18 protein-coding genes are annotated in these 23,001 nt (G+C 66.5%); 6 read left to right on the top strand and 12 right to left on the bottom strand.

Going from position 1 to position 23,001, the window contains the following annotated elements; translation table 11 throughout:
• Positions 1-91 precede the first annotated feature (91 nt).
• Positions 92-763: a YecA/YgfB family protein gene (locus FHR96_RS19035; protein WP_183389303.1), complete on the bottom strand. Its 672-nt coding sequence runs from the start codon at positions 761-763 to the stop codon at positions 92-94.
• Between the two features lie 69 nt (positions 764-832).
• Here FHR96_RS19035 and FHR96_RS19030 point away from each other — a divergent pair, with 69 nt between their 5' ends.
• The 3 genes from FHR96_RS19030 (at position 833) to FHR96_RS19020 (ending at position 4,360) form a co-directional block, all read left to right on the top strand.
• The gene (locus FHR96_RS19030; protein WP_183389302.1) at positions 833-1,393 is read left to right on the top strand and encodes a SprT family zinc-dependent metalloprotease; all 561 of its coding nucleotides are present in this window, start codon (positions 833-835) and stop codon (positions 1,391-1,393) included.
• A 150-nt stretch (positions 1,394-1,543) separates the two neighbouring features.
• On the top strand, positions 1,544-3,493 hold the full coding sequence (gene acs / locus FHR96_RS19025) for an acetate--CoA ligase (RefSeq protein WP_183389301.1): 1,950 nt from the start codon (positions 1,544-1,546) through the stop codon (positions 3,491-3,493).
• A 201-nt stretch (positions 3,494-3,694) separates the two neighbouring features.
• Positions 3,695-4,360, top strand: a complete 666-nt coding sequence (locus FHR96_RS19020; RefSeq protein WP_183389300.1) for a response regulator — start codon at positions 3,695-3,697, stop codon at positions 4,358-4,360.
• 432 nt (positions 4,361-4,792) lie between these two features.
• On the opposite strand, the gene mntR is transcribed toward FHR96_RS19020, so the two are convergent.
• The 6 genes from mntR to FHR96_RS18990 all read right to left on the bottom strand — a co-directional run bounded on the left by mntR (position 4,793) and on the right by FHR96_RS18990 (position 13,360).
• Positions 4,793-5,203, bottom strand: a complete 411-nt coding sequence (gene mntR / locus FHR96_RS19015) for a manganese-binding transcriptional regulator MntR (RefSeq protein ID WP_183389299.1) — start codon at positions 5,201-5,203, stop codon at positions 4,793-4,795.
• Between the two features lie 7 nt (positions 5,204-5,210).
• On the bottom strand, positions 5,211-6,494 hold the full coding sequence (locus FHR96_RS19010; protein ID WP_183389298.1) for an Nramp family divalent metal transporter: 1,284 nt from the start codon (positions 6,492-6,494) through the stop codon (positions 5,211-5,213).
• Between the two features lie 160 nt (positions 6,495-6,654).
• Complete coding sequence (locus tag FHR96_RS19005) at positions 6,655-10,599, bottom strand: hybrid sensor histidine kinase/response regulator (protein ID WP_183389297.1); 3,945 nt, start codon at positions 10,597-10,599, stop codon at positions 6,655-6,657.
• Between the two features lie 103 nt (positions 10,600-10,702).
• Positions 10,703-11,218 carry a hypothetical protein gene (locus FHR96_RS19000; RefSeq protein ID WP_183389296.1) on the bottom strand — a complete coding sequence of 172 codons (516 nt, stop codon included), beginning with the start codon at positions 11,216-11,218 and terminating at the stop codon, positions 10,703-10,705.
• A 93-nt stretch (positions 11,219-11,311) separates the two neighbouring features.
• Positions 11,312-13,093: a sodium:solute symporter family protein gene (locus tag FHR96_RS18995; protein ID WP_183389295.1), complete on the bottom strand. Its 1,782-nt coding sequence runs from the start codon at positions 13,091-13,093 to the stop codon at positions 11,312-11,314.
• A gap of 6 nt (positions 13,094-13,099) precedes the next feature.
• Positions 13,100-13,360, bottom strand: coding sequence for a DUF4212 domain-containing protein (locus FHR96_RS18990; RefSeq protein ID WP_183389294.1), 261 nt, complete (start codon positions 13,358-13,360; stop codon positions 13,100-13,102).
• Between the two features lie 735 nt (positions 13,361-14,095).
• Here FHR96_RS18990 and FHR96_RS18985 point away from each other — a divergent pair.
• The 3 genes from FHR96_RS18985 to ttcA all read left to right on the top strand — a co-directional run bounded on the left by FHR96_RS18985 (position 14,096) and on the right by ttcA (position 17,565).
• Complete coding sequence (locus FHR96_RS18985; RefSeq protein WP_183389293.1) at positions 14,096-15,922, top strand: DUF294 nucleotidyltransferase-like domain-containing protein; 1,827 nt, start codon at positions 14,096-14,098, stop codon at positions 15,920-15,922.
• Between the two features lie 31 nt (positions 15,923-15,953).
• Positions 15,954-16,580 (top strand): 3'-5' exonuclease family protein, encoded by a 627-nt coding sequence (locus FHR96_RS18980; RefSeq protein ID WP_183389292.1) that lies wholly within the window; start codon positions 15,954-15,956, stop codon positions 16,578-16,580.
• Positions 16,581-16,662: 82 nt separating this feature from the next.
• Positions 16,663-17,565 (top strand): tRNA 2-thiocytidine(32) synthetase TtcA, encoded by a 903-nt coding sequence (ttcA, locus tag FHR96_RS18975; protein ID WP_183389307.1) that lies wholly within the window; start codon positions 16,663-16,665, stop codon positions 17,563-17,565.
• 185 nt (positions 17,566-17,750) lie between these two features.
• Here ttcA and fnr read toward each other — a convergent pair whose 3' ends face one another.
• From fnr to FHR96_RS18950, 5 genes are all read right to left on the bottom strand, one after another.
• Positions 17,751-18,494, bottom strand: a complete 744-nt coding sequence (fnr, locus tag FHR96_RS18970; RefSeq protein WP_183389291.1) for a fumarate/nitrate reduction transcriptional regulator Fnr — start codon at positions 18,492-18,494, stop codon at positions 17,751-17,753.
• A gap of 68 nt (positions 18,495-18,562) precedes the next feature.
• Positions 18,563-19,525, bottom strand: coding sequence for a hypothetical protein (locus FHR96_RS18965; RefSeq protein ID WP_183389290.1), 963 nt, complete (start codon positions 19,523-19,525; stop codon positions 18,563-18,565).
• A 78-nt stretch (positions 19,526-19,603) separates the two neighbouring features.
• A complete protein-coding gene (locus FHR96_RS18960) occupies positions 19,604-20,326 on the bottom strand; it encodes an urease accessory protein UreH domain-containing protein (protein WP_183389289.1) in 723 nt (240 codons plus the stop codon).
• On the bottom strand, positions 20,327-20,548 hold the full coding sequence (gene ccoS / locus FHR96_RS18955; RefSeq protein ID WP_183389288.1) for a cbb3-type cytochrome oxidase assembly protein CcoS: 222 nt from the start codon (positions 20,546-20,548) through the stop codon (positions 20,327-20,329).
• Positions 20,545-22,995: a heavy metal translocating P-type ATPase gene (locus tag FHR96_RS18950; protein ID WP_183389287.1), complete on the bottom strand. Its 2,451-nt coding sequence runs from the start codon at positions 22,993-22,995 to the stop codon at positions 20,545-20,547. The genes ccoS and FHR96_RS18950 overlap by 4 nt, the downstream gene beginning before the upstream one ends.
• Positions 22,996-23,001 lie beyond the last annotated feature (6 nt).

Here is a 23,001-nt window from a genome sequence, read left to right as displayed (position 1 = left end):
TTCCAGCTTCCAGCTTCCAGCTTCCAGCTTCCAGCTTCCAGCTTCCAGCTTCCAGCTTCCAGCTTCCAGCTTCCAGCTTCCAGCTTCCAGCTTACTTCTTGCGTTTGGGCTTGCCCCTGTCTTTCCCCTTGCCCCGCCCGGCAGCCTGCTTGCGCCGGGGCTTGGGCTTGGGCGTTTCCGGCGGCACCCGGTAGTGCAGGTAGAGATCCAGCACCAGTTCGGGCAGTTGGGCGGTGAGGCCTTCCAGGCGTTCGCCGTCCTTGGCCAGCTCGGCCATGTCCGGCTCCTCGGCGAACAGCCCCGAGAGCAGCATGAAGGGCAGCAGCAGGGTGGCGGCGGCTTCCTCGTCGTCGGCGAACCAGGCGGTCTCGTCGAGGAACACGCCTTCCATGAAGCCGGCGCACCAGTCGCCGATGGGGGTTTCCTCGGGGGGCAGGCCGCCCAGTTCCAGGTCGAAGGGCAGTTCGGGCAGTCCGCCCCCTTCCAGCACCTCGATGGCGGTGTGCCGCAGCCGCTCCAGCATCCCCAGCACGTCTTCGCGCTCGGCGTCGTCGGTGAAGTCCGGCTCGCCGTGGAAGAGTTCCGCGACCCAGGCGGCCGGTGCCGCATCGCAGGGTGCCACGGCCAGGGCGACCAGGAAGCCGTGGGCGCCGATCAAGTCGAGCGCGTCGGCGTCCACGCGCTCGGACTCGAGGAAGTCGTCGAGCCGCTCCAGGGCCTCGTCGTCGAGGAGCGGCAGGGGCTGGGGCTTGTCGTCTGACATGTCTCTCACTCGCAGGTATCGTCGCGCGGGGCTTTACGCCATCTCAACGGGGCGCCATTCTAGCATCCCATGACGTCTCCCGCGCTGCCTGACCCCGATCCCCAGTGGCTGGCGGACCTCGATACCGAGGCCTGTCGGACGGCGCTGCTCGACCGTGTCGAGGCGGCCTTCGCGCTGTGTGTCGACGTGCATCCGGGGCTACCACGGCCCCGAGTATGGCTGGATCTGCGGGGACGCTCCGCCGGCCAGGCGCATTTCGGACGCGGCGGGCTGCGCTTCAATCCGGTGCTGCTCGAGGAGAATCGCCACGCCTTCCTGGTCGAGGTGGTGCCCCATGAGATGGCACACTGGCTGGTGCATCATCTCGAGGACGGTCATCGGGCCAGGCCCCACGGCCATGAGTGGCGCACCGTGATGCGCCGATTGTTCGGGCTGGCGCCGCGGGTCACCCATCGCTTCGACACGGCGCGCTCGAGCCCCGCGCCTCATCGCTATCGCTGCGGCTGCCGGGAGCATGCCTTGTCCGCCAGGCGTCATGCCCTGGTACGCTCGGGACGCGCCTATCGCTGCCGACACTGCGCTCAGACCTTGGTCTACTGTGGCCTGAGGAAGCTTGAAAAACAGGCTTAACTATTTGTTATAAAAAAGAAAACCGTTCATACCAATGTCTAAGGGGAAGGCGGATCACCGGGGGGTTATGCTGAAATCATCTTATGGCGCCGGTCGCCTCGACCGGCATCGTCAACCTGAAGGGGCCACCCCGAGGACAGAGGCAATTCCATGAGTGATCAACCGCACGTCTATCCGGTACGCGAGGACATCGCCGCCAAGGCCTGGGCCGACAAGGCCACTTACCAGGCCATGTACCAGCGCTCGCTGGATGATCCGGAAGGCTTCTGGGCCGAGCAGGCCGAACGCCTCGACTGGTTCCAGGCGCCGACCAAGGTCAAGCACACCGTCTTCGACACCCACAACGTCGATATCCGCTGGTTCGAGGACGGCCGGCTCAACGCCAGCGTCAACTGCCTGGACCGCCACCTGGAAACCCGCGGCGACCAGACCGCGATCATCTGGGAAGGCGATGATCCCAACGATGCCAAGACCCTGACCTACCGCCAGGTATACGAGCGCACCTGCCAGCTGGCCAATGCCCTCAAGTCGCTGGGCGTGGCCAAGGGGGACACCGTCACCCTGTACATGCCGATGATCCCGGAGGCCGCCATGGCCATGCTGGCCTGTGCCCGCATTGGTGCCGTGCACTCGGTGGTGTTCGGCGGCTTCTCGCCGGATGCCCTGGCCCAGCGGGTCAAGGATGCCGGCTCCAAGCTGGTGATCACCGCCGACGAGTCGGTGCGCGGCGGCAAGCACGTGCCGCTCAAGGACAACGTCGATGCGGCTCTGACCCGTGACGGTACCGACGTGGCCGAGAAGGTGCTGGTGGTCCAGCGCACCGGCGGCGAGATCGACTGGAAGGAAGGGCGCGACGTCTGGTTCCATGAACTGGTCGATCAGCAGGCCACCGACTGCCCGGCCGAGGAGGTGAACGCCGAAGACCCGCTGTTCATCCTCTACACCTCCGGCTCCACCGGCGCGCCCAAGGGGCTCAAGCACACCACCGGTGGTTACCTGCTGCACGCGGCCATGACCCACCAGTACGTCTTCGACTACCAGGAAGGCGAGATCTACTGGTGCACCGCCGATGTGGGCTGGGTCACCGGGCATAGCTACATCGTCTACGGTCCGCTGGCCAACGGCGCCACGACCCTGATGTTCGAGGGCGTGCCCAGCTATCCGACCACCGGCCGCATGGGCGAGGTGGTCGACAAGCACAAGGTCAATATCCTCTACACCGCGCCCACCGCGGTGCGCGCCCTGATGGCCCACGGCGACCACGTCATGGATTCCAGCTCCCGGGACAGCCTGCGGCTGCTGGGGTCGGTGGGCGAGCCGATCAATCCCGAGGCCTGGGAGTGGTTCTATCGAGTGATCGGCAAGGAGCGCTGCCCGATCGTCGACACCTGGTGGCAGACCGAGACCGGCGGCATCATGATCGCCCCGCTGCCGGGCGCCACCGACCTCAAGCCGGGCTCCGCGACCCTGCCGTTCTTCGGCGTGCAGCCGGCGCTGGTCGACAACCAGGGCAACATCCTCGAGGGGGCCACCGAGGGCAACCTGGTGATTCTCGACTCCTGGCCGGGCCAGGCACGCTCGATCTGGAACAACCACGAGCGCTTCCTGCAGACCTACTTCTCGGCCTACAAGGGCATGTACTTCACCGGCGACGGCTGTCGCCGCGACGAGGACGGCTACTACTGGATCACCGGCCGCGTGGACGACGTGCTCAACGTCTCCGGCCACCGCATGGGCACCGCGGAGATCGAGTCCTCGCTGGTGGCTCACGAGTCCGTGGCCGAGGCCGCCGTGGTCGGTTTCCCCCATGACATCAAGGGGCAGGGCATCTATATCTACGTGACCCTGGCCGACGACGTGGAGCCCAGCGACGAGCTCAAGAAGGAGCTGACCCAGTGGGTGCGCAAGGACATCGGTCCTATCGCCTCGCCGGACGTCATCCAGTGGGCGCCGAGCTTGCCCAAGACCCGCTCGGGCAAGATCATGCGCCGCATCCTGCGCAAGATCGCCGCCAACGAGTGCGATGGGCTCGGCGACACCAGCACCCTGGCGGATCCGTCGGTGGTGGAAGAACTGATCGAGCACCGCGCCAACCGCTGATGGCAGGCTGCTTGCCAAGAGCCTCGCCAACCTCGAAACCGGCCATCACGGCCGGTTTCTTCATCGCGCGAGACAGAATGTCGACAATGGTCATGAGTGGTTGGGCATCGCCTCGGCCATGGGGTAACATGCTGTAAACGATCAAAGCGTCCCGCAGGCGGCGGCCGGCCCCCCGCTGCTCCCGGATCCGGAGGAGAATCCATGGCCTTTGCCCAGAAGTTCATCGTCGCCGATGATCATCCGCTGTTCCGCGCTGCCCTGACACAGGCGCTGCGCCAGGTGGCCCCACAGGCCGAGATCGTCGAGTCCGACACCATGGAGGCCACCACTGAGGTCGTCACCCGGCATCCGGACGCTGACCTGATCCTGCTTGACCTGCACATGCCGGGGGCGCACGGCTTCTCCGGGCTGATCCAGCTGCGCGGCCAGACCCCGGACATCCCGGTGGCCGTGGTCTCGGGCAGCGATGAGCTGCACGTGGTGCGCCGCGCCATCGACTATGGCGCCTCCGGCTTCATTCCCAAGTCGTCGTCGCTGTCGCTGATCGCCGAGGCGGTGGGCGAGATCCTCGACGGTGAGGTGTGGCTGCCGGAGGAGATGGCCGAGGCGCTGGGCGAGGCCGACGAGGAAGAGGCCCGCTTCGCCGAGGCCATTGCCTCGCTGACGCCCCAGCAGTTTCGGGTGCTCAACATGCTCACCGAGGGCCTGCTCAACAAGCAGATCGCCTTCGAGCTCAACGTTTCCGAGGCCACCATCAAGGCCCACGTCACCGCCATCCTGCGCAAGCTCGGCGTGCACTCCCGCACCCAGGCGGTGATCGCCGCCCAGAAGCTCGAGGTCGAGCCGCCCAAGGTCGAGCAGTCCTGAGCCGGCGGAGCCGGCTCAGGACGCGGCTACGCCGCTCGAAGACGTAAGAACGGCGCTTCGCGCCTTGATGAGGGAAGACAAGCTCATAGCCTGTCTTCCTTCTTCCAGCTCGCGTATCGCGCAGCTGGCCTGCAGGGTGCCGGTCAGCAGGGCGCGCAGGTCTTCGTGGGGGGCCATATAAGCCCAATTCATTGGGCGAAAGGCGCCGATAGGCGCCCGGGGGAGATCCTGCAGCGGTACCGCCAACGCCGCCGCTGCGTCGGACCGGATCTGAAGGTCGCTCACACGAAGCGCACTCCACGATGCCAAACTGGACTGGGCAGTGGCTACACGCCGATCTGCGATGCCCCGTTTTTTTGAGTGGCGAGGGGACACAGGCGTGCGACATCGTCGCCCAGGCCGTGGGCGAGTGCCGGTGAGTGCCGACGCCTCTCAGGATGAGGCCAGGAAGCGGCGCATGGCGGCCACCGTCTCCTCGCTGCAGTGGTGTTCGATGCCCTCCGAGTCGGCCCGCGCGATTTCCTCGGGCACCCCCAGCCGGCGCAGGGTGTCCAGTACCACCTGATGGCGGCTGGCCACGCGTTCGGCCATGGCCTCGCCCTCCGGCGTGAGGAAGATGCCGCGGTAGGGACGCGCGATGACCAGGCCGTCGCGCCTGAGCCGTGCTACCACCTTGGAGACGGCAGCGCCGCTGACGCCGAAGCATTCGGCGAGATCGCTGGCGCGCGCCTCGCCGTGCCGCGCATGAAGGTGCGCGATCTCCTCGACGTAGTCCTCGACGAGCTCGGTCTGGTGGTCCTGTCGGACGCGCTGGAAATAGGCATGTTTGGGCAGTGAGTGCATCTGACGATTATCCGTTGCCCAGCAGGGTGAAGAACAGCACATAGCCGTTGAGGGCGATGATCAGCGCGCAGATGATCCCGCCGATGGCGGTGACCGTCCTGGCGTTGACCAGATTGCCCATCAGGCGGCGATCGGCGGTGAAGCACAGCAGCGGAACCAGGGCGAAGGGGATCCCGAAGCTGAGGATGACCTGGCTGGCCACCAGCGCCTTCTGCTCGGAGATGCCCAGCATGATCACCGCCAGCGCCGGCAGCATGGTGATCAGGCGGCGCAGCCACAGCGGGATGGTGAAGCGGACAAAGCCCTGCATGATCACCTGGCCCGAGAGGGTGCCGACGATCGATGAGGAGAGCCCCGCCAGCAGCAGTGCCACGCCGAAGATATGGCTGGCCAGTTCCTGGCCCATCATCGGCGTGAGCAGCTGGTAGCTGTCGCTGATGGTGGCGACGTCCAGGCGCCCCTGGGCATGAAACACCGCCGCCGCCATGGCCAGCATGCTCAGGTTGACCAGCCCCGCGATCGCCATGCCGACGATGACGTCGAGCCGATAGTAGCGCATCAGCCGCTTGCGCTGGTGGTCGTCGCTGGCCTGGATACGGTTCTGCGACAGCGCCGAATGCAGATAGATGACGTGAGGCATCACCGTGGCGCCGAGAATGCCGGCGGCCAGGTAGAGCGAATAGTCGTCGGGGAACCCCGGTACCAGCAGGCCCTTGAGCAGCGGCTCCGGGTCCGGGGTGCCGAGCAGCATCTCCAGCAGGAAGCCACTGGCCACCGCCAGGATCATGGCGCCGATGACGATCTCCATCAGCCGGAAGCCCTGGCGATGCATCAACAGGGCCAGGTAGGTGATGACTCCGGTGAGCAGGGCGCCTTCGATCAGCGACAGGCCGAACAAGAGGTTGAAGGCCAGGGCTGCGCCCAGGAACTCGGCGAGATCGGTGGCGATGGCGACGATCTCGGCTTGCACCCAGTAGAACCACACCACCGGGCGCGGATAGCGTTCGCGGATCACTTCGGCCAGGTTGCGGCCGGTGGCCAGTCCCAGGCGCGCCGACAGGGTCTGGATCAGCATCGCCATCAGATTGGCGCCGAGCACCACCCACAGCAGCGCATAGCCGTAGCGGGAGCCGGCCTCGATATTGGTGGCGAAGTTGCCGGGATCGATGTAGGCCACGGCGGCGATCAGCGCCGGCCCGAAGAAGGGCGTCCAGCCCCAGCGGCGGCGCTGGCCGTTCAGCGTCCTGGCCGCCTTGGAGCGTATGGCGTCGTTGGAAAGGGCGGGCAGCATCGGCTCACCTGTTAACCATGGTTAATTTCTAGTCTTCAGGTTAAGCCAGGGGCGAGTCATTGCCCAATAGTCTTTGCCCGCCGCAGTGATCGCCGTGCGCTATCGAACGGGATGCCGCCGTCATTCGGCCCCGGCGGTGCCGGGGCCTGGCCTGCCTGGATCACTCGCGAGCGGCAGCGCGGCTGGCCTGGAGCGTGCGGGTCAGCAGCGCGCGCAGGGCGGCGGGTCGCACCGGCTTGAGCAGCAGGTGGTAACCGGCGCGCTTGATGGTCTCGGCGACCTCTTCAGTGCGGTCGGCGGTGATCACGATGCCCGGCACCGCGCCCTCCAGGCGTTCGCCCAGCGCCTCCATGGCCATCAGGCCGGTGACTTCGTTGTCCAGGTGATAGTCGGCGAGAATGGCATCCGGGTCCTCGTCGAGATGGCGCAGCACCGACTTGGCACCACCGATCGAGGTGGCGGTGAAGACCTCGCAGCCCCAGCCGGAGAGCATCGCCTTCATGCCCTCGAGGATCAGCGACTCGTTGTCGATGCACAGGATACGCTTGCCGGCCAGCTTGTTGCCGGCGCGCCGCGGACGGGCTTCCTCGGCGTGTTCCTGCTGTCGGGCGGCGACGACCGGCACGCTGACCGCGAACATGGTGCCCACGCCTTCCCAGGAGCGCACTCGAATGGGGTGGTCGAGCACTCGGCTCATGCGATCGGCGATCGACAGCCCCAGGCCCAGGCCCTTCTCGCTCTCCTTGTGGCGCGAGGCCTGGTCCAGGCGACGGAACTCCTGAAAGATCTCGGCCTGCTTGGCCTCGGGGATGCCGGGGCCGGAGTCCCACACCTCGATGGACAGGCGTTCGCCCTGGCGGCGACAGCCCAGCAGCACTCGCCCCTCCTGGGTGTAGCGGATGGCATTGGACAGGAAATTCTGCACGATGCGCCGCAGCATCTGGGCATCGCTGTCCACCCAGATGCCGGTGGAGACCACCACCAGGTCGAGGCCGCGGTCCTCGGCCATCACTTCGAACTCGGCGCGCAGCGGGCGGAAGACGTCGGCCAGGGCGAAATGGCTGCGGCGTGGCGTCAGTGCCCCGGCATCGAGCTTGGAGATATCGAGCAGGGTGCCGAGCAGTTCCTCGGCGGCCTGCAGCGAGTTGTCGATGTGGCCGATGGTGCGCCGCATGTCGGTGGCGTCCATCTCCTGGGACAGCGCCGAAGTGAACAGTCGCGCGGCGTTGAGCGGCTGCAGCAGGTCGTGGCTGGCCGCGGCCAGGAAGCGGGTCTTGGAGGCGTTGGCGTCCTCGGCGACCTGCTTGGCCTGGCGCAGCGCCTGCTCGGCCTCGGCGCGTACGCGGTTCTCCTGGCGCAGGGCGGCGTTGGCCTCGGACAGCGCCTGGGTGCGCTCGCGGACGCGTTCCTCCAGGGTCTCGTTGGTCTCCTTGAGGGCGATCTCGGCGCGGCGGCGCTCGGTGATGTCCTGGTAGAGGGCGAAGAAGCCCAATATCGCGCCGCTGTCGCCGAAGTGCGGCGTATAGGTGACCAGCATGTAGCGAATGCCCTCGGACAGCGACAGCGAGACCTCGAAGCTGACCCGCTCGCCGTCGAGCGCGCGTGCGATCCAGGGCTCGCGTTCACGGGCCAGGGCGCTGGGGATCACCTCCTGCAGCGGCTTGCCGATCACCGCGTTGCGATCGATGGCGAAGGCCTGTTCGTAGGCGCGGTTGGTGAAGAGGTAGCGGCACTCCTTGTCGAAGTAGGCGATCAGTGCCGGGACATTGTCGGTGTAGATGCGGATGTTGTTCTCGGAGCGGATCAGCGCTTCTTCGGTGCGTTTCTGCTGGGTGATGTCCTGGTAGGTGTAGACGAAGCCGCCGCCGGGCATGGGATTGCCCTGCACCTCCAGCACGCTGCCGTCCTGGCGATAGCGCACGTAGCGGTGCGGCTGGCCTTCGCGAATGTTGTCGAGCAGCAGCTGGACGTGCTCTTCGGGGTCGCCGGGGCCGTATTCGCCGTTGTGGGCGTTGTAGCGGAAGATGCGATCGATCGGCGCGCCGACCCGGATCAGGTGGTCGGGGAAGCGGAACAGCTCGAGATAGCGCTGGTTCCAGACCACCAGGCGCAGGTTCTGGTCGACCACGCTGATGCCCTGGTTGATGTTCTCGATGGTGGCCTGCAGCAGGGCGCGGTTGAACTCGAGCACCTGGGAGGCCTCGTCGACGATCGAGATCACGTCCGAGATGCCGATGCCGCGGCCCTGCAGCGCCGAGTTGACCACGATGCGTGCCGAGGAGGCGCCGAGCACCGAGGCCAGGAAGCGTTCGGTGAACTGGATGACGTCGATCGAGGCCCGGGCGTTGTCGTCCAGCGGAGTGCCGGTGCGCCGCGCGTAATCGTCGAAGGCCCGGCCCACCTGGTCGGCGCTCAGGAAGCGCTCGCACAGCACCTTGAGGTCGCCCACCGTGGTGGCACCGGTCCAGGGGCGGTTCACCGAGGTCTGGCGAGTCTCCACGCTGTCGACGAACAGCGAGGCCTGGATGCGTTCCACCACCCGCTGTGGCGTCATCTGCGAGATGAAGATGTAGCTGACCAGGTTGACGCCCAGCGACAGCATCACCCCGTGGGTGAAGCCGTCGCCGACGTTGAGGCCGAACAGCGACGTGGGCGACAGCCAGCCGACGCCCAGCGGGCCACCGTCGAGCCAGGCCTGGGGCAGCACGCCGGCACCGATCATCGCCGGCATCAGCAGGCTGTAGGCCCAGATGGCGAAGCCGGCGTTCATGCCGACGATCACCCCCAGGCGGTTACCGCGTTTCCAGTACAGCCCGCCGATCACCGCCGGGGCGAACTGGGCGGCGGCGGCGAATGACAGCATGCCGATCGAAGCCAGCGAGCTGAAGTCGCCGATCAGTTGGTAGGCGCCGTAGGCCAGCGCCAGGATCACCGCGATGGTGATGCGCCTGGCGCGCAGCACCAGGCGGCCATAGTCCCGTGCCTTGGTGTCGAACCAGCGCAGCCGGAACAGCGCGGGGATGACGATCTCGTTGGAGATCATGATCGACACCGCCACCGCGGCGACGATGACCATGCCGGTGGAGGCCGAGAAACCGCCGATGAAGGTCAGCAGAGCGAGCCACTCGCTGCCGGCGGCCATGGGCAGGGCCAGTACGTAGCTGTCGGGATCGACGCTGCCGTCGGCGAAGACGGTCAGGCCCGCCGCGGCCAGCGGCAGCACGAAGAAGCCGAAGGCCACCAGGTAGAGCGGGAACAGCCAGCGGGCCTTGGCAGCGTCGTCGCGGTGGGTGTTCTCCACCACCGCGACGTGGAACTGCCGAGGCAGGCAGAGGATCGCCAGCATCGCCAGCAGGGTCTGGGCCCAGAAGCTCTGGCCGAAGTCCTGCTGGGCCAGCTGGCGCTGAAGCTCGAGCTGGATGTCGGCGAAAGCCAGCAGATCGCCGAGCCCGTCGAACATGCCCCAGGTGACGTAGGCGCCGAGCACCAGAAAGGCTACCAGCTTGACCAGCGACTCAAAGGCCACGGCGTGGATCAGCCCCTCGTGGTGCTCGGTGGCATCGGTGTGGCGAGTGCCGAACAGGATGGCGAAGGCGGCCATCACCAGCGCCACATAGAAGGCGGTGTCACCGAACAGCGGGGCGCGAGTGATGTCCGACGCCTCGGTGAGCATGCTGAAGGAAGTCGACACCGCTTTCAGCTGCAGCACGATGTAGGGCAGGGTGCCGATCAATGCCACCAGGCTGGCGAAGGCGGCCAGCGACTGGGTCTTGCCGTAGCGCGAGGCGATGAAGTCGGCGATGGACGTGACGTTCTGGTGCTTGGCGACGCGGATCATCTTGGCCAGCACCGGCCAGAACAGCAGCAGCGTGAGGATCGGGCCGACGAAGATGCTGGCGAACGACCAGCCCGAGGTAGCCGCCTGACCGACCGCGCCGTGGAAGGTCCAGGAGGTGCAATAGATCGCCAGTGCCAGGCTGTAGATCACCGGGCGTCGGCGGCTGGCGCCATGGTGGCGAGCCAGGCGATCGCCCCGCCAGGCGATGGCGAACAGCACGGCGATGTAGAGCAGCGAAACGGCGATCAGCAGCCAGCCAGCGAACATGGTCATCTCCCTCGGGTTCCCGACCATTCTAAGGCTCGCCAGAAAACTGTCCACGCTCGGCAGGTGTGAGTGGCCGGCGGTCAACCGGCCGGGAAGATCAGTCTCAGGCGTTCGGGCAGAGCGTTTGACGCAGCGGGTCGTCGTCGCCGAGCTGGCGCAGGGCCTGGGTGGTGGGCTGGCGCGTGGTGTCGTCGAGCGGCACCAGCTCGCCGGAGGCGCAGTTCAGCAGGTGCGGACGGTGCGTGAGCCGGTCGGCGGCGCCCATCTCGAAGCGGTAGAGGATGAATTCGACCAGCGGCTGGCCGTCGGCTCGGGAGCGGGTCAGGCCGTCCTCGTCGACGACCGTGAAGGCCGTGGTCAGCGGGGCCAGGTAGGTCCAGGGGCGCCAGAACGCCGGGTTCTGCTCACTGGCGACCACTCGGGTCGAGTCCGGCAGCTGGGCTCGCTTGTGATCGAACCAGGTGTATTCGTGGTGGATCTGGTAGGCCAGCATGCCGAGGCCGGCGAAGGCCGGCACGATCCAGCGCGGCAGCCGCTTGGCGGAGAGCGTGCGCAGCAGCAGGGCGATGCCCGCCGCGCCGAGCCCGGCGAAGATCGCCGCGATCAAGTGCCAAATCATAGGGAGCTTCCTGACAGCAGTCGGGCTTCCCGGAGGAAGCCCGACATGGCGGTTTGGGGCCGGCGCCTTCGAGGCGCCGGGGTGGATTATGACTCAGTGGTCGACGGCCGTGCCAGCGCCCTTGGGATAGCGCACGCTCTCGACCAGTTCCTGGATCTCCTGGGGCGGCTCGGCGGTCGCCTTGGAGACGCCGAAGGCCACGGCGAAGTTGATGATCGCACCGATCGAGCCGATGGACAGCGGCGAAATGCCCAGCACCCAGTTTTCCGGTGTGTCCGCCAGGTTGTTGGTGCCCGGGATGAAGAACCAGCCCTTGTAGACGAAGATGTACACCAAAGTGAAGGCCAGGCCGGTGAGCATGCCGGCGATGGCGCCGTAGTTGTTCACCCGCTTGGAGAAGATCCCCATCATCAGCGCCGGGAACAGCGAGGCGGCGGCGATACCGAAAGCCAGGGCCACTACCTGGGCGGCGAAGCCCGGTGGGTTGGCGCCCAGGTAGGTGGCGACGACGATGGCCACCGACATCGAGATGCGGGCCGCCATCAGTTCCCCTTTCTCGGTGATATGGGGATTGATCGAGCCCTTGATCAAGTCGTGGCTGATCGCCGATGAGATGGCCAGCAGCAGGCCGGCGGCCGTCGACAGCGCCGCGGCCAGACCGCCGGCGGCGATCAGGCCGATGACCCATCCCGGGAGGTTGGCGATCTCGGGGTTGGCCAGTACCAGGATATCGTTGTTGACCGACAGCTCGTTGCCGGCCCAGCCGCGATCGCTGTAGTCGGCCTTGTCGTTGTAGAACTGGATGCGGCCGTCGCCGTTCTTGTCCTCGTACTGGATCAGCCCGGTCTCTTCCCAGGTGCGGATCCACTCGGGACGATTCTCGTATAGGATCGGGTTGGTGGCCGCATCCTCGACGTTCTCGACCTGGCCGGCCATGTCGGGGTAGACGGTGGTCACCAGGTTGAGGCGTGCCATGGAGGCGACGGCGGGGGCGGTCAGGTACAGCAGGCCGATGAACACCAGCGCCCAGCCGGCGGACCAGCGGGCGTCGGCGACCTTGGGCACGGTGAAGAAGCGAATGATGACGTGGGGCAGGCCGGCGGTGCCGATCATCAGCGACAGCGTGAACAGCACCATGTTGAGCTTGTTGTCCACGTCCGCGGTGTACTGGTTGAAGCCGAGCGCGGTGATCACCTCGTTGAGCTTGGACAGCAGCGGCTCGCCAGATGCCTCGTGGGTTGAGAACAGGCCCAGCGGCGGCAAGGGGTTGCCGGTCAGCTCCAGCGAGATGAACACCGCCGGGATGGTGTAGGCGATGATCAGCACGATGTACTGGGCCACCTGGGTATAGGTGATGCCCTTCATGCCGCCGAGCACCGCGTAGAAGAACACCACCACGGCGGCGATGATCAGGCCGGTGGTGGCATCCACCTCGAGGAAGCGCGAGAAGGCGACGCCGGCGCCGGCCATCTGGCCGATGACGTAGGTTACCGAAGCCACGATCAGGCAGATCACCGCGACCAGTCGGGCTTGCTTGCTGTAGAAGCGGTCGCCGATGAATTCCGGCACGGTGAACTTGCCGAACTTGCGCAAGTAGGGGGCCAGCAGCATGGCCAGCAGCACGTAGCCGCCCGTCCAGCCCATCAGGAAGGTGGAGTTGGCATAGCCGCCGGCGGCGATCAGGCCCGCCATGGAGATGAAGGAGGCCGCCGACATCCAGTCGGCACCGATGGCCATGCCGTTGGTGATCGGATGCACCCCGCCGCCGGCGACGTAGAAGTCCTTGGTCGAACCGGCTTTCGCCCAGATGGCGATGCCGATATAGAGGGCGAAGGAGGCACCCACGAAGAGAACGTTGATGGCGAATTGACTCATGCTGGCTTACTCCCCGAGCCCGTATTGCTTGTCGAGCCGATTCATCTTCCAGGCATAGAAGAAGATCAAGGCGATGAAGGTCAGGATGGAGCCCTGCTGGGCGAACCAGAAGCCCAGATCGGTGCCGCCGACGGGAATGCCCGACAGCAGCGGTCGTAGCAGGATGGCGCAGCCATAGGAAACGGCCGCCCAGACGACCAGACAGCCGGCGATCAATCGCAGGTTGGCCTTCCAGTAGGCTTCGGCGTTGGATGTCTCTTCAGCCATGGTATTGCTCTCCATTTGTTATTGGGGGCGGGGCCGTGCATCGACCTCGTGGGCTCAATGCATGTTCCTCCGGTCGAGCGGACGAGCCGCAGACAAATGCCCGGGAGGTTCTGTTGCAGCGAGAAAGCCATTGGTCGTCCCTTGATGGTCAGGGTCGTCTCGCTCGTTCCTCCCGTTTCCAGCAGTGACGGCCCGACGCAGCTCCCCCGGAGTTCGTTGTCGTGATATGCCGTCGATGGGCGATGGGAATGGCTCATTACCCATCGTCAATGCTGGTCAACAATCCCGAAAAATTCATCGCAGACTTTCGTATCATGAGAAGAAAATGATGGAAGAAGGTTTTTGTTGATGCTTTTTAATTCAATGGCTTGGTGAGGTTGTTGTGATTTATATTGGCCGTGTGTCGTGGTTTGTTAAACGATCGTCTATCCATGATACGGATGGCATCTTGATCTCGATCAAGCGGGATTAGTACCTTGGTATTATCATCGAAGGTCGAAAAGGCAGTGTGTAAAAAAGTCGGATTTGACCTTGGTAGTAGTTCCGGGAGCGTGGCTGGCGTACGTATAACACCATGGTCTAGATTCTGGCCGATGGTGCAGCTTTGCTACTCTGGAGTCCTGCCTTCCCGGCTCCGACATGTGTTTGCCTCGTGGAGGCATCTGACCTGGGTTCAGAAACGTGTGTTGGAGAGAGTGTGTCGGGAGAGGGTGTTTCCGTCATGAGGGCTCTTCGATGGTCGATGTCGATCTCTCCCATCCGCCATTCAGCCTCCTCGACGACACGGGTCGAGAGCGCATACGTGGAGGGCTCGACCTCGCCTATTACGATCGCGATGAGGTCATCCTCGAGGCCGGTCAGCCCGGCGAGTACGTGTTTCTCATCCACAAGGGTGAGGTCGCGGAGCTCGACACCTCCCAGCCCGGGGAGAGCGAGCGCATCGGTCACTACACCAGCGGTGACCTGTTCGGGGCCATCAGCATCCTCAATGGCCAGAGTCGCTATCGTTTCCGCGCCGAGCAGGAAACGCTGTGCTATCTGCTGCCCAAGGCACTGTTCACCCGGCTGTGCGACGCCTATCCAGCCTTCGCCGCGTTTTTCCACCAGCGCCTGGCTCACAAGGCGCGTCTGCTGAGCGAGCGGCGTGCCACGGGTGGGATCAGCATGGCCGACTTCATGCTGGCCCGCGTCGCGGACTGCATGCGTCCGCCGCTGTGCCTCGCGGAAGACGCAACGATCGCCGAGGCCGTGCGTCGCCTGCACGAGGGGTATGCCGACAGCCTGCTGGTGACGGGGGGGCAGGGAGCGGGGATGGTCACCAAGACCGATCTGCTGGAGGCGCTGGTGCTGGAGGACCACGAGGCGGACAGTCGGCTCGCTCCGCTGGCGCATTTCTCGCTGATCACCGCGCGGCCCGACCAGTACCTCTTCGAGGTGCTGGTGCTGATGACTCGCCATCGCGTGGAACGCGTGGTGGTGACCGATCGGGGCTCGCCGGTCGGTGTGGTGGAGCTCACCGACGTGCTCAGTCACTTCTCCAATCGCAGTCATGTGGTGAGCCTGCAGGTGGAGCAGGCCGATGATCTGGCAACGCTTGCCGCGGCGAGTCTGCGTACCCCCGAGCTGGTCAGCGGACTGATGACTCAGGGCGTCAAGCTGCGCTTCGTCATGGGGCTTCTCGCGGCCCTGAACGGCCGTATCATTCACAAGGCCTGGGAGTTCTCGATCGCCGAGCGTCATCGCCGTGCCAGCTGCCTGATGGTGATGGGCAGCGAAGGACGCGGCGAACAGATCCTCAAGACCGACCAGGACAATGGACTGATCCTCGATGACGAGCTGGACTGGCCGGGCTGCGTCGAGCAGATGGCCGGTTTCACCGAGACGCTGGTCGCGTTGGGGTATCCGCGTTGTCCGGGCAACATCATGGTATCCAACCCCGATTGGGTCGGCACCGAGAGCCAGTGGAAGTCACGCATCGCTCGTTGGGTCGAGCAGCGTGACGGCGACAGCCTGATGAAACTGGCGATCATGCTCGATGCCCACTCGGTGGCCGGCAATGCGGCCCTGCTGGACGGCGTGCGTGCCACGCTCTTCGAGCAGGCCTCGCGGGATCAGCTGCTGCTGTCCTACTTCGCCCGCCCGGTATTGCACTTTTCCACGCCATTGACGCTGTTCGGTTCGCTGAAGAAGCCTCAGCACGGCATCGATATCAAGAAGGGCGGTATCTTCCCGATCGTGCACGGCGTGCGAGTCATGGCGCTGGAGCGTGGCATCGCGGCGACCGGCACCCTGGAACGCCTCGACGCCCTGGTGGTAGATGGTCGGCTCGACGGCCGCGTTGCCGAGGACCTGGGCGAAGCCTTGTCGCTGTTCACCCAGTTGCGACTCGAGCAGCAGCTCGCCCGGCGCGAGGGCGGCGAGGCCACTTCGGACATCGAGCCGGACCGGGTGGTGGTGCAGTCGCTGTCGTCGCTGGAGCGCGACCTGTTGCGCGAGGCGCTGCACATCGTCAAGGACTTCAAGCAGCGGATATCGCATCGCTATCACCTGGAATATTCGTAGGTCAGATCGTCGACATGACAAGGAGCCCGACATGCTCAGAACCCTGCGTCGTGTGGTCGACCGCCATCGTCACGCTCACGGCCACTACGGATGGCTTTTCCACCCTTATACCGGGGAGGAACTGGTGGCACTGGCCGTGCAGGCCACGGAGGGCGACGCTCGGCTGGCCGAGCCGCTGGTCATTGCCGCGGTCCGCCTGCGTGGCGATCGGATCCTGACCAGTGAGTCGCTGGAGCTGCGACTGGCACCCACCTCGGGCCTGGACGCCGACACCATTCGCCATCATTGCCTGCGCGGCATCGATCTGGACGACGGGGTGGGCATGGACCAGGCCCTGGCCGGCCTGCTGGACTTCGTCGGCAATCGTCCCCTGGTGAGCTGGCGCCTGGATCAAGAACTCGCGCTGATCAATCGTCAGCTGCGCCGACATTTCGGCTTCGATCTACCCAATGCGGGGATCGACCTGGCCCAGCTCTATCAACGCCGCCAGCGTCACTATCATCCCCAGCTCGAGCCGGTGGCGCCCTTCGAGCGGGTCGCCGAGCGCCTGGGTGTGCCGGTGATGGGGCGTCACAGCGCTCTGGGCACGGCAGTGACGACTGCCCTGATGCACCTGCGGCTGGCGCGGCAAGCGACGCCGGCACGACACAGCGGCTGAGGTCGGCCGCATCGCCAGCCCCGGACGAGGGTGGTAGCATAGGCGCCCGTTCCACTCCTGAAGCCCTGGCAGCGCCGTGACCATGCAAGATGCCGTGACGTTCGACCCCCGCCCCGCCGAAGCGCCGTCCTTCGCCGATACGCCTGAACCGGCTGCCGCCGCGAAGGCCAAGCGCGAGTTCAACAAGCTGCAGAAGCGCCTGCGCCGCCAGGTCGGCAACGCCATCATCGACTTCGGCATGATCCGCGAGGGCGACAAGGTGATGGTCTGCCTGTCCGGCGGCAAGGACAGCTACACCATGCTCGAGATCCTGCGCAACCTGCAGCGCAATGCGCCGGTGGACTTCTCGCTGGTGGCGGTGAATCTCGACCAGAAACAGCCGGGCTTCCCCGAGCACGTGCTTCCCGAATACCTGGACGGCATCGGCGTCGATTATCACATCCTCGAGCGCGACACCTACTCGGTGGTCAAGGAGAAGACTCCGGAGGGCAAGACCACCTGCGCGCTCTGCTCGCGGCTGCGGCGCGGTTCCCTCTATGGCTTCGCCGAGCAGATCGGCGCCACCAAGATCGCCCTGGGCCACCATCGCGAGGACATCCTCGAGACGCTGTTCCTCAACATGTTCTTTGGCGGCAGCCTGAAGTCGATGCCGCCCAAGCTGCTGTCCGACGACGGCAGGAACATCGTCATTCGCCCGCTGGCCTACTGCCGCGAGGCGGATATCGCCGAGTTCTCGCGCCAGATGGCCTTCCCGATCATTCCCTGCAACCTGTGCGGCTCGCAGCCGAACCTGCAGCGCCAGGTGGTCAAGGAGATGCTCGCCGAATGGGAAGCCAAGCATCCGGGGCGCCTGGAAAGCATGTTCAAGGCGGTGACCAACGTGGCGCCCTCCCAGTTGGCCGACCGTGAGCTGTTCGACTTCGCCGGCCTGGAGGAGAAGCAGGCGAAGATGCAGGCCGATCGCATCGATCTGCACAACGAATAGCCGGGCTTCGCCCGGAGCTGGAAGAACGCCCGCTTCGCGGGCTCAAGCTGGAAGCTTGAAGAAAACCCTTGACCCCATGAGGCGGGGTTCATGCTGTCTTCCAGCTTCCAGCTTCCAGCTTCCAGCTTCCAGCTTCCAGCTTCCAGCTTCCAGCTTCCAGCTTCCAGCTTCCAGCTTCCAGCTTGCTAGTGACACCCTTCCTCTTCGGCCAGCTCGATCAGGGCATCCAGGTCGAGGATGTTGACCTCCCGGCCGGAGACGGCCACCAGCCCCTGCTGCTGGAAGCGACCGAGGATGCGGCTGACGGTTTCCACGGCCAGTCCCAGGTAGTTGCCGATGTCGGCCCGCGACATCGATAGGCGAAAGCTGTAGGGCGAGTAGCCGCGGCGACGAAAGCGATCGGAGAGGCTGGCGAAGAAGGTGGCCAGCCGCTGGTCGGCGGTCTTGCGTGACAGCAGGCGCATCATGCGGCGATCGTCGCGCATCTCCTTGCTCATGCTGCGGTAGAGCTGGGTGCGCAGCTTCGGCAGGCGCTCCGACAGGGCGTCGAGGCGGTCGAAGGGAATCTCGCACACCGTGGTGGTTTCCAGGGCGATCACCGAGCCCGGATAGGCGTCCTCGTCGATGCCGTCGAGCCCTACCAGCTCACTGGGCAGGTAGAAGTTGGTGAGCTGGTCCGCCCCGCTCCCCTCGCTGGTGACCTGCTTGAGGCTCCCCGAACGGACCGCATAGACGCTGGTAAAGGCACCACCCTGCCGAAACAGTGACTCACCCTTCTTGAGCGGGGCGCGGCGGCGAATGATGGCGTCGAACTGATCGATGTCCTCCAGCTCTAGTGCCAACGGCAAGCACAGGGAGCTCAAGCTGCAGTTCCCGCAGCGCGTCTCGTGCAACAACGAGCGTCGCCGGCCGGCAGCGGTGTCAGGCATGCTGTCCTCCTTGATGTAGGATATATGCCACATTATGGCGGATGGCTGCTGCCTGAGCATAGCTTTGCTTAGGAGGGAGCCGCCGCCTGGCTATCCTCATCGGCTCGATGCCAGTTGCCGGTTGCCGTGGCGAGCCGTCCGGCGTCGAGTGCCGCGGCATAGGCCATGGCGTTTCGCGTGTTGCGGGCCTCGGCATCGGGCAGCCTGGACACCCCACCGGTGCCCAGGCCAAGCCGGTCCCGGACCGTCTCGCGGCGAGCCTGCTCGAGGGCGTCCTCCAGCGCGCCGCCCCGTCGGGCGTATGCACCCGGGCCCAGCAGGCCATAGCCCCTGGCAAGCAGTAGCGCATCGGCGGCGTTCAATGCATGGTGCCATTGCAGGCTCGACAGCGTACCCGACGGACGCAGCGTGATGCGCGGGGGGGCCATGGCGCCCAGCGTGAGCAGGATCTCGAGCAGCGTATGGCGGGATTGGCACCAGGGGCCGATGGTGTGGACCAGTTCCAGCGAGTGCCAGCCCACCCGCTGCGTCTCGTCCAGCAGCGGTTCGACGCGACGCGCCCAGTGAGAGGGAGAGGTGACGCGCCTGCCCGTCACGAACGGGAGCATCAGCTTCAGGCGATTGAACCCCAGCGCTTGCAGGTGGCGCAGGGCGAAGACGTCCGTGGCCCGGGGGGCGAGTTCGACGATGAAGTCACGATCGCCGCTGGTATCCAGGGCAAAGCGCGCCTCCAGGCGGTCGGCCAGTTCGCTCATCTGCGCCAGGCTCATCCCGGGTAGAGCGTGACCTTCCCAGTGCAGGGCCTGGATGCGGCGACCGGCGGACAGGCAGCGTCGGATCAGCACCATTTCCCGGTCCAGCCTGGCCAGGCCAACCCCGAAGGCCCCCATGCCCGTGTCCTCTCTGGCTGCTCCCCCCCCACACAGCGGCAGACGAAGATGCACTGACAAGGGCCGGTCGGCCATGTTGCTGGCGGTCAGGGCCGCGACGTAATCGTCGGCACCGAAGCTGTCCTGGGCAGTGGCGGGCATGAGGCAATTCCCGGAGGCTGATGCCGTCATGCTAGTGCCCCCGAAGACGTTCGGCGTTGCGCTGGATCAAGCGCGGCGTCACTGGGGATCGCAGTACGGTATCAGGTGCTGCATGTCGGCGGGCCACAGGCCCCATAGCTGCCAGAGGGCAAAGCCGATGATCGCCAGGGCGGCCAGCGTGCGAGTGGCGGGATGACGGATCAGCGTACCCAGCCGCCGGGCGGCCAGGCCGGTCACCAGCAGCGCCGGCAGGGTGCCGAGCCCGAAGGCTCCCATCAGTGCCGCCCCGTGTCCGGCGTCGGCGCTTGCCAGGCTCCAGACCAGCATCGAATAGACCAGGCCACAGGGTAGCCAGCCCCAGATCGCGCCAAGCGCCACCGCCTGGGGAATCTTCACTACCGGCATCAGGCGCCGGCCGAGCGGCTCGAGCCGCTTCCACAGGCGTCGGCCCAGGGCCTCGATGCGCAACAGCCCCTTCCACCAGTCGGCGATGTAGAGCGCCATCAGCACCAGCATCACTGCCGCCAGTATCTGCAGGGTCAAGCGCACGCCCGGTGCGACGCCGATCAGGGTGCCGAGGCCGGCTGCCAGGCCGCCGGCCGCCATGTAGCTGGCGATGCGCCCCAGGTTGTAGCCCAGCAGCAGGCCGGTCAGGCGCGCGGGATGGCGCAGGCTGGGCGGCACGGCGAAGCTCAGGGCACTCATGATGCCGCCGCACATGCCGATGCAGTGGGCGCCGCCGAGCAGGCCGAAGACGAAGGCGGCGGCCAGCGGCGGCAGGTCGAGTCCGGTGGGATTCACTCAGGCGTCCTTGTCGTGATCATCGCGGGGCGGGGCGCCGCTGTCGCGACGCTCGGGTCGCGCCTCGGGCGGCAGGTCGTTGTCGTCATCGTCGAACAGGATGCGATGTGCCGGGCCCTCCAGGTCCTCGAACTGGTCGTTGCGGACCGCCCAGAAGAAGGCCCACACCGCCAGGCCGAGCAGGATCAGCGACAGCGGAATCAGCAGGTAGAGGATGCTCATGGCGTCTCCGTGGCGCTGGCGGAGGCCTGGCGAGTCAGGCGCAGGGCGTTGCCGACCACCACCAGCGAACTCGCCGACATACCGAGTGCCGCCAGCCAGGGCGGGACCCAGCCCAGCGCCGCCGGAGGCAGCGCTAGCAGGTTGTAGGCCAGCGCCCAGCCGAGGTTCTGGCGGATGATGCGGCGTGTGGCATGGCCCACCTCGAGGGCCTCGACGATGCGACCCAGGCGTGGGCCGAGCAGCACGGCATCGGCCCGGGTGCGTGCCAGGTCGGTGGCGCCGTTCATGGCGATGGCCAGGTCGGCGCCGGCCAGTACCGGCACGTCGTTGATGCCGTCGCCGACCATCGCTACCCGTTGCCCCTCGGCCTGAAGTTCACGCAGGCGGGCCAGCTTGTCTTCGGGGCTGGCCTGGGCCCGCCACTCGTCGATGCCCAAGCGTTCGGCCAGGGCCCGGGTGGGGGCCTCGCCGTCGCCAGACAGCAGCTCCACCGCCAGTCCGCGCGCCTTGAGGGTGGAAACGGTCTCGGCGGCATCCTCGCGCAGCCGATCGCTGAGCGAGAACCAGGCGCGTGGCTCGCCGTCTTCGGCAAGCAGCAGCCATTGACCGTCGCCGGGCGGGACGTGCGTCGACCGGGGAGAGGCAAAGTCCGCCCTGCCCAGCCGCCAGCGCCTGCCGTCGAGACGCCCCTCCAGCCCCCGGGCGGGTCGACCGAGCACCTCGGTGGCGACGACGTCGCGTCTCCGGAGGGGGCGAAAGGCGCGGGCGATGGGGTGCTCGGAGTGCGCTTCCAGGGCGGCGGCCACCGCCGTCAGGCGCTCCTCGCCGACGCCACCCAGCGGCATTACCTGCTCCAGGCGCATCTCGCCTGCGGTCAGGGTGCCGGTCTTGTCGAAGATCACACGGTCCAGCCGGGCCAGCGTTTCCATGGCGTCGGCGCGAGTCAGCAGTACGCCGCGGCGATAGAGCCGGCCGTGGCCCGCGGTCAGGGCGGTCGGCGTGGCCAGCGCCAGGGCGCAGGGACAGCTGACCACCAGCACCGAGAGGGTGATCCAGAAGGCCCGGTCGGGGTCGAGGATCCCCCACACCATCGCGGTGGCGGCGGCGATCAGCAGTACCTGGAGCACGAAGTGGTGGGCCAGCCGGGCGGCCTGTCGCGCGATGCGCGGGCGGCTGGCGAAGGCTCGGTCGGTGAGATCGAGCAGGCGGGCCGCCCGGGCGTCGCGGCCGGCGCGCGTGACGCGCATCGTCAGCGGGCTCTCGACGTTGTGGCTGCCGCCGGTCACGGCGTCGCCGACGCCGCGGTTCACCGGCAGCGGCTCGCCGGTGAGCATCGACTCGTCGAGGCTGGACTCGCCGTCTTCGATCACCCCGTCGGCGGGCACGCCGTGGCCGGGCTTGATCAGCACCCGGTCGCCGGCGACGAGCTCGCTGGCGGGCAGGATGCGCTCCTCGCCGGCCTCGTCGAGGCGGATCGCCGACAGCGGCAGGATCCCGGCCAGGGCATTGCCACGGCGCCCGCTGCGCCGCCGGGCGCGCACCTCAAGGTAGCGGCCGAACAGCAGGAAGAAGGTGAACATGGCCGCGGAGTCGAAATAGACGTCGCCGTGGCCGGCGATCACCGCCCAGGCGCTGGCCAGGTAGGCGCTGCCGATGGCCAGCGAGACGGGGACGTCCATGCCCAACTGGCGGTTGCGCAGGTCACGCCAGGCGCCGGCGAAGAACGGCTGGGCGGAATACAGTACCACCGGTGTGGTCAGGGCGAAGGCCAGCCAGTGGAAGAGCGCGTCGAAGTCGGCGCTGAGCCCGTCCTCGCCGGCCACGTAGAAGGGGATCGAGAACATCGCTACCTGCATCATGCCCAGCGCGGCGACGATCAGCCGGCGGACCTGCCGACGCTCCTCGCGCTGCAGGCGGCTCTGGGCGGCGTCGGGCTCGAAGGGCTGGGCCGGATAGCCAATGGCCGCCAGTTCGGCCAGCACCCGCGAGAAGGCGACGCATTCGGGGTCCCAGTGGACCCGGACCCGGTGGTGGGCGAGGTTGACGGCGCTGGCGGTGACGCCTTCCAGGGCATTGAGGCGGTGCTCGATCAGCCAGGCGCAGGCGGCGCAGGTGATGCCGTCCACCGCCAGGGTCGCGTGCACGCCACCGTCGTCATCGGCGTGCACGAAGCGCGCCTGCAGCCCCGGATCGTCGAACACCGCCCAGGTCTCGGCCTGGGCAGTGCGGCGATCGTCGGGTCGCTCCGGCAGTTCGGTGCGGAACCGGTAATAGTTGGCCAGCCCGCCATCGACGATGGCTCGCGCCACGGCCTCGCAGCCGGGGCAGCATAGCGGATGCACGGTGTCGTCGAGGGTCAGCGTCCAGCAGGCGTCCTCGGGCACCCGGGCGCCGCAGTGGTAGCAACTGGCCGTCTCGACGTCAGGGGGCAGGGTGGTCGTCGTCATGGCAGC

The sequence above is a fragment of the Halomonas organivorans genome (assembly GCF_014192055.1).
GTDB classification, from domain to species: Bacteria; Pseudomonadota; Gammaproteobacteria; order Pseudomonadales; family Halomonadaceae; genus Halomonas; species Halomonas organivorans.
This window is presented reverse-complemented; position numbering and strand designations above follow the sequence as displayed.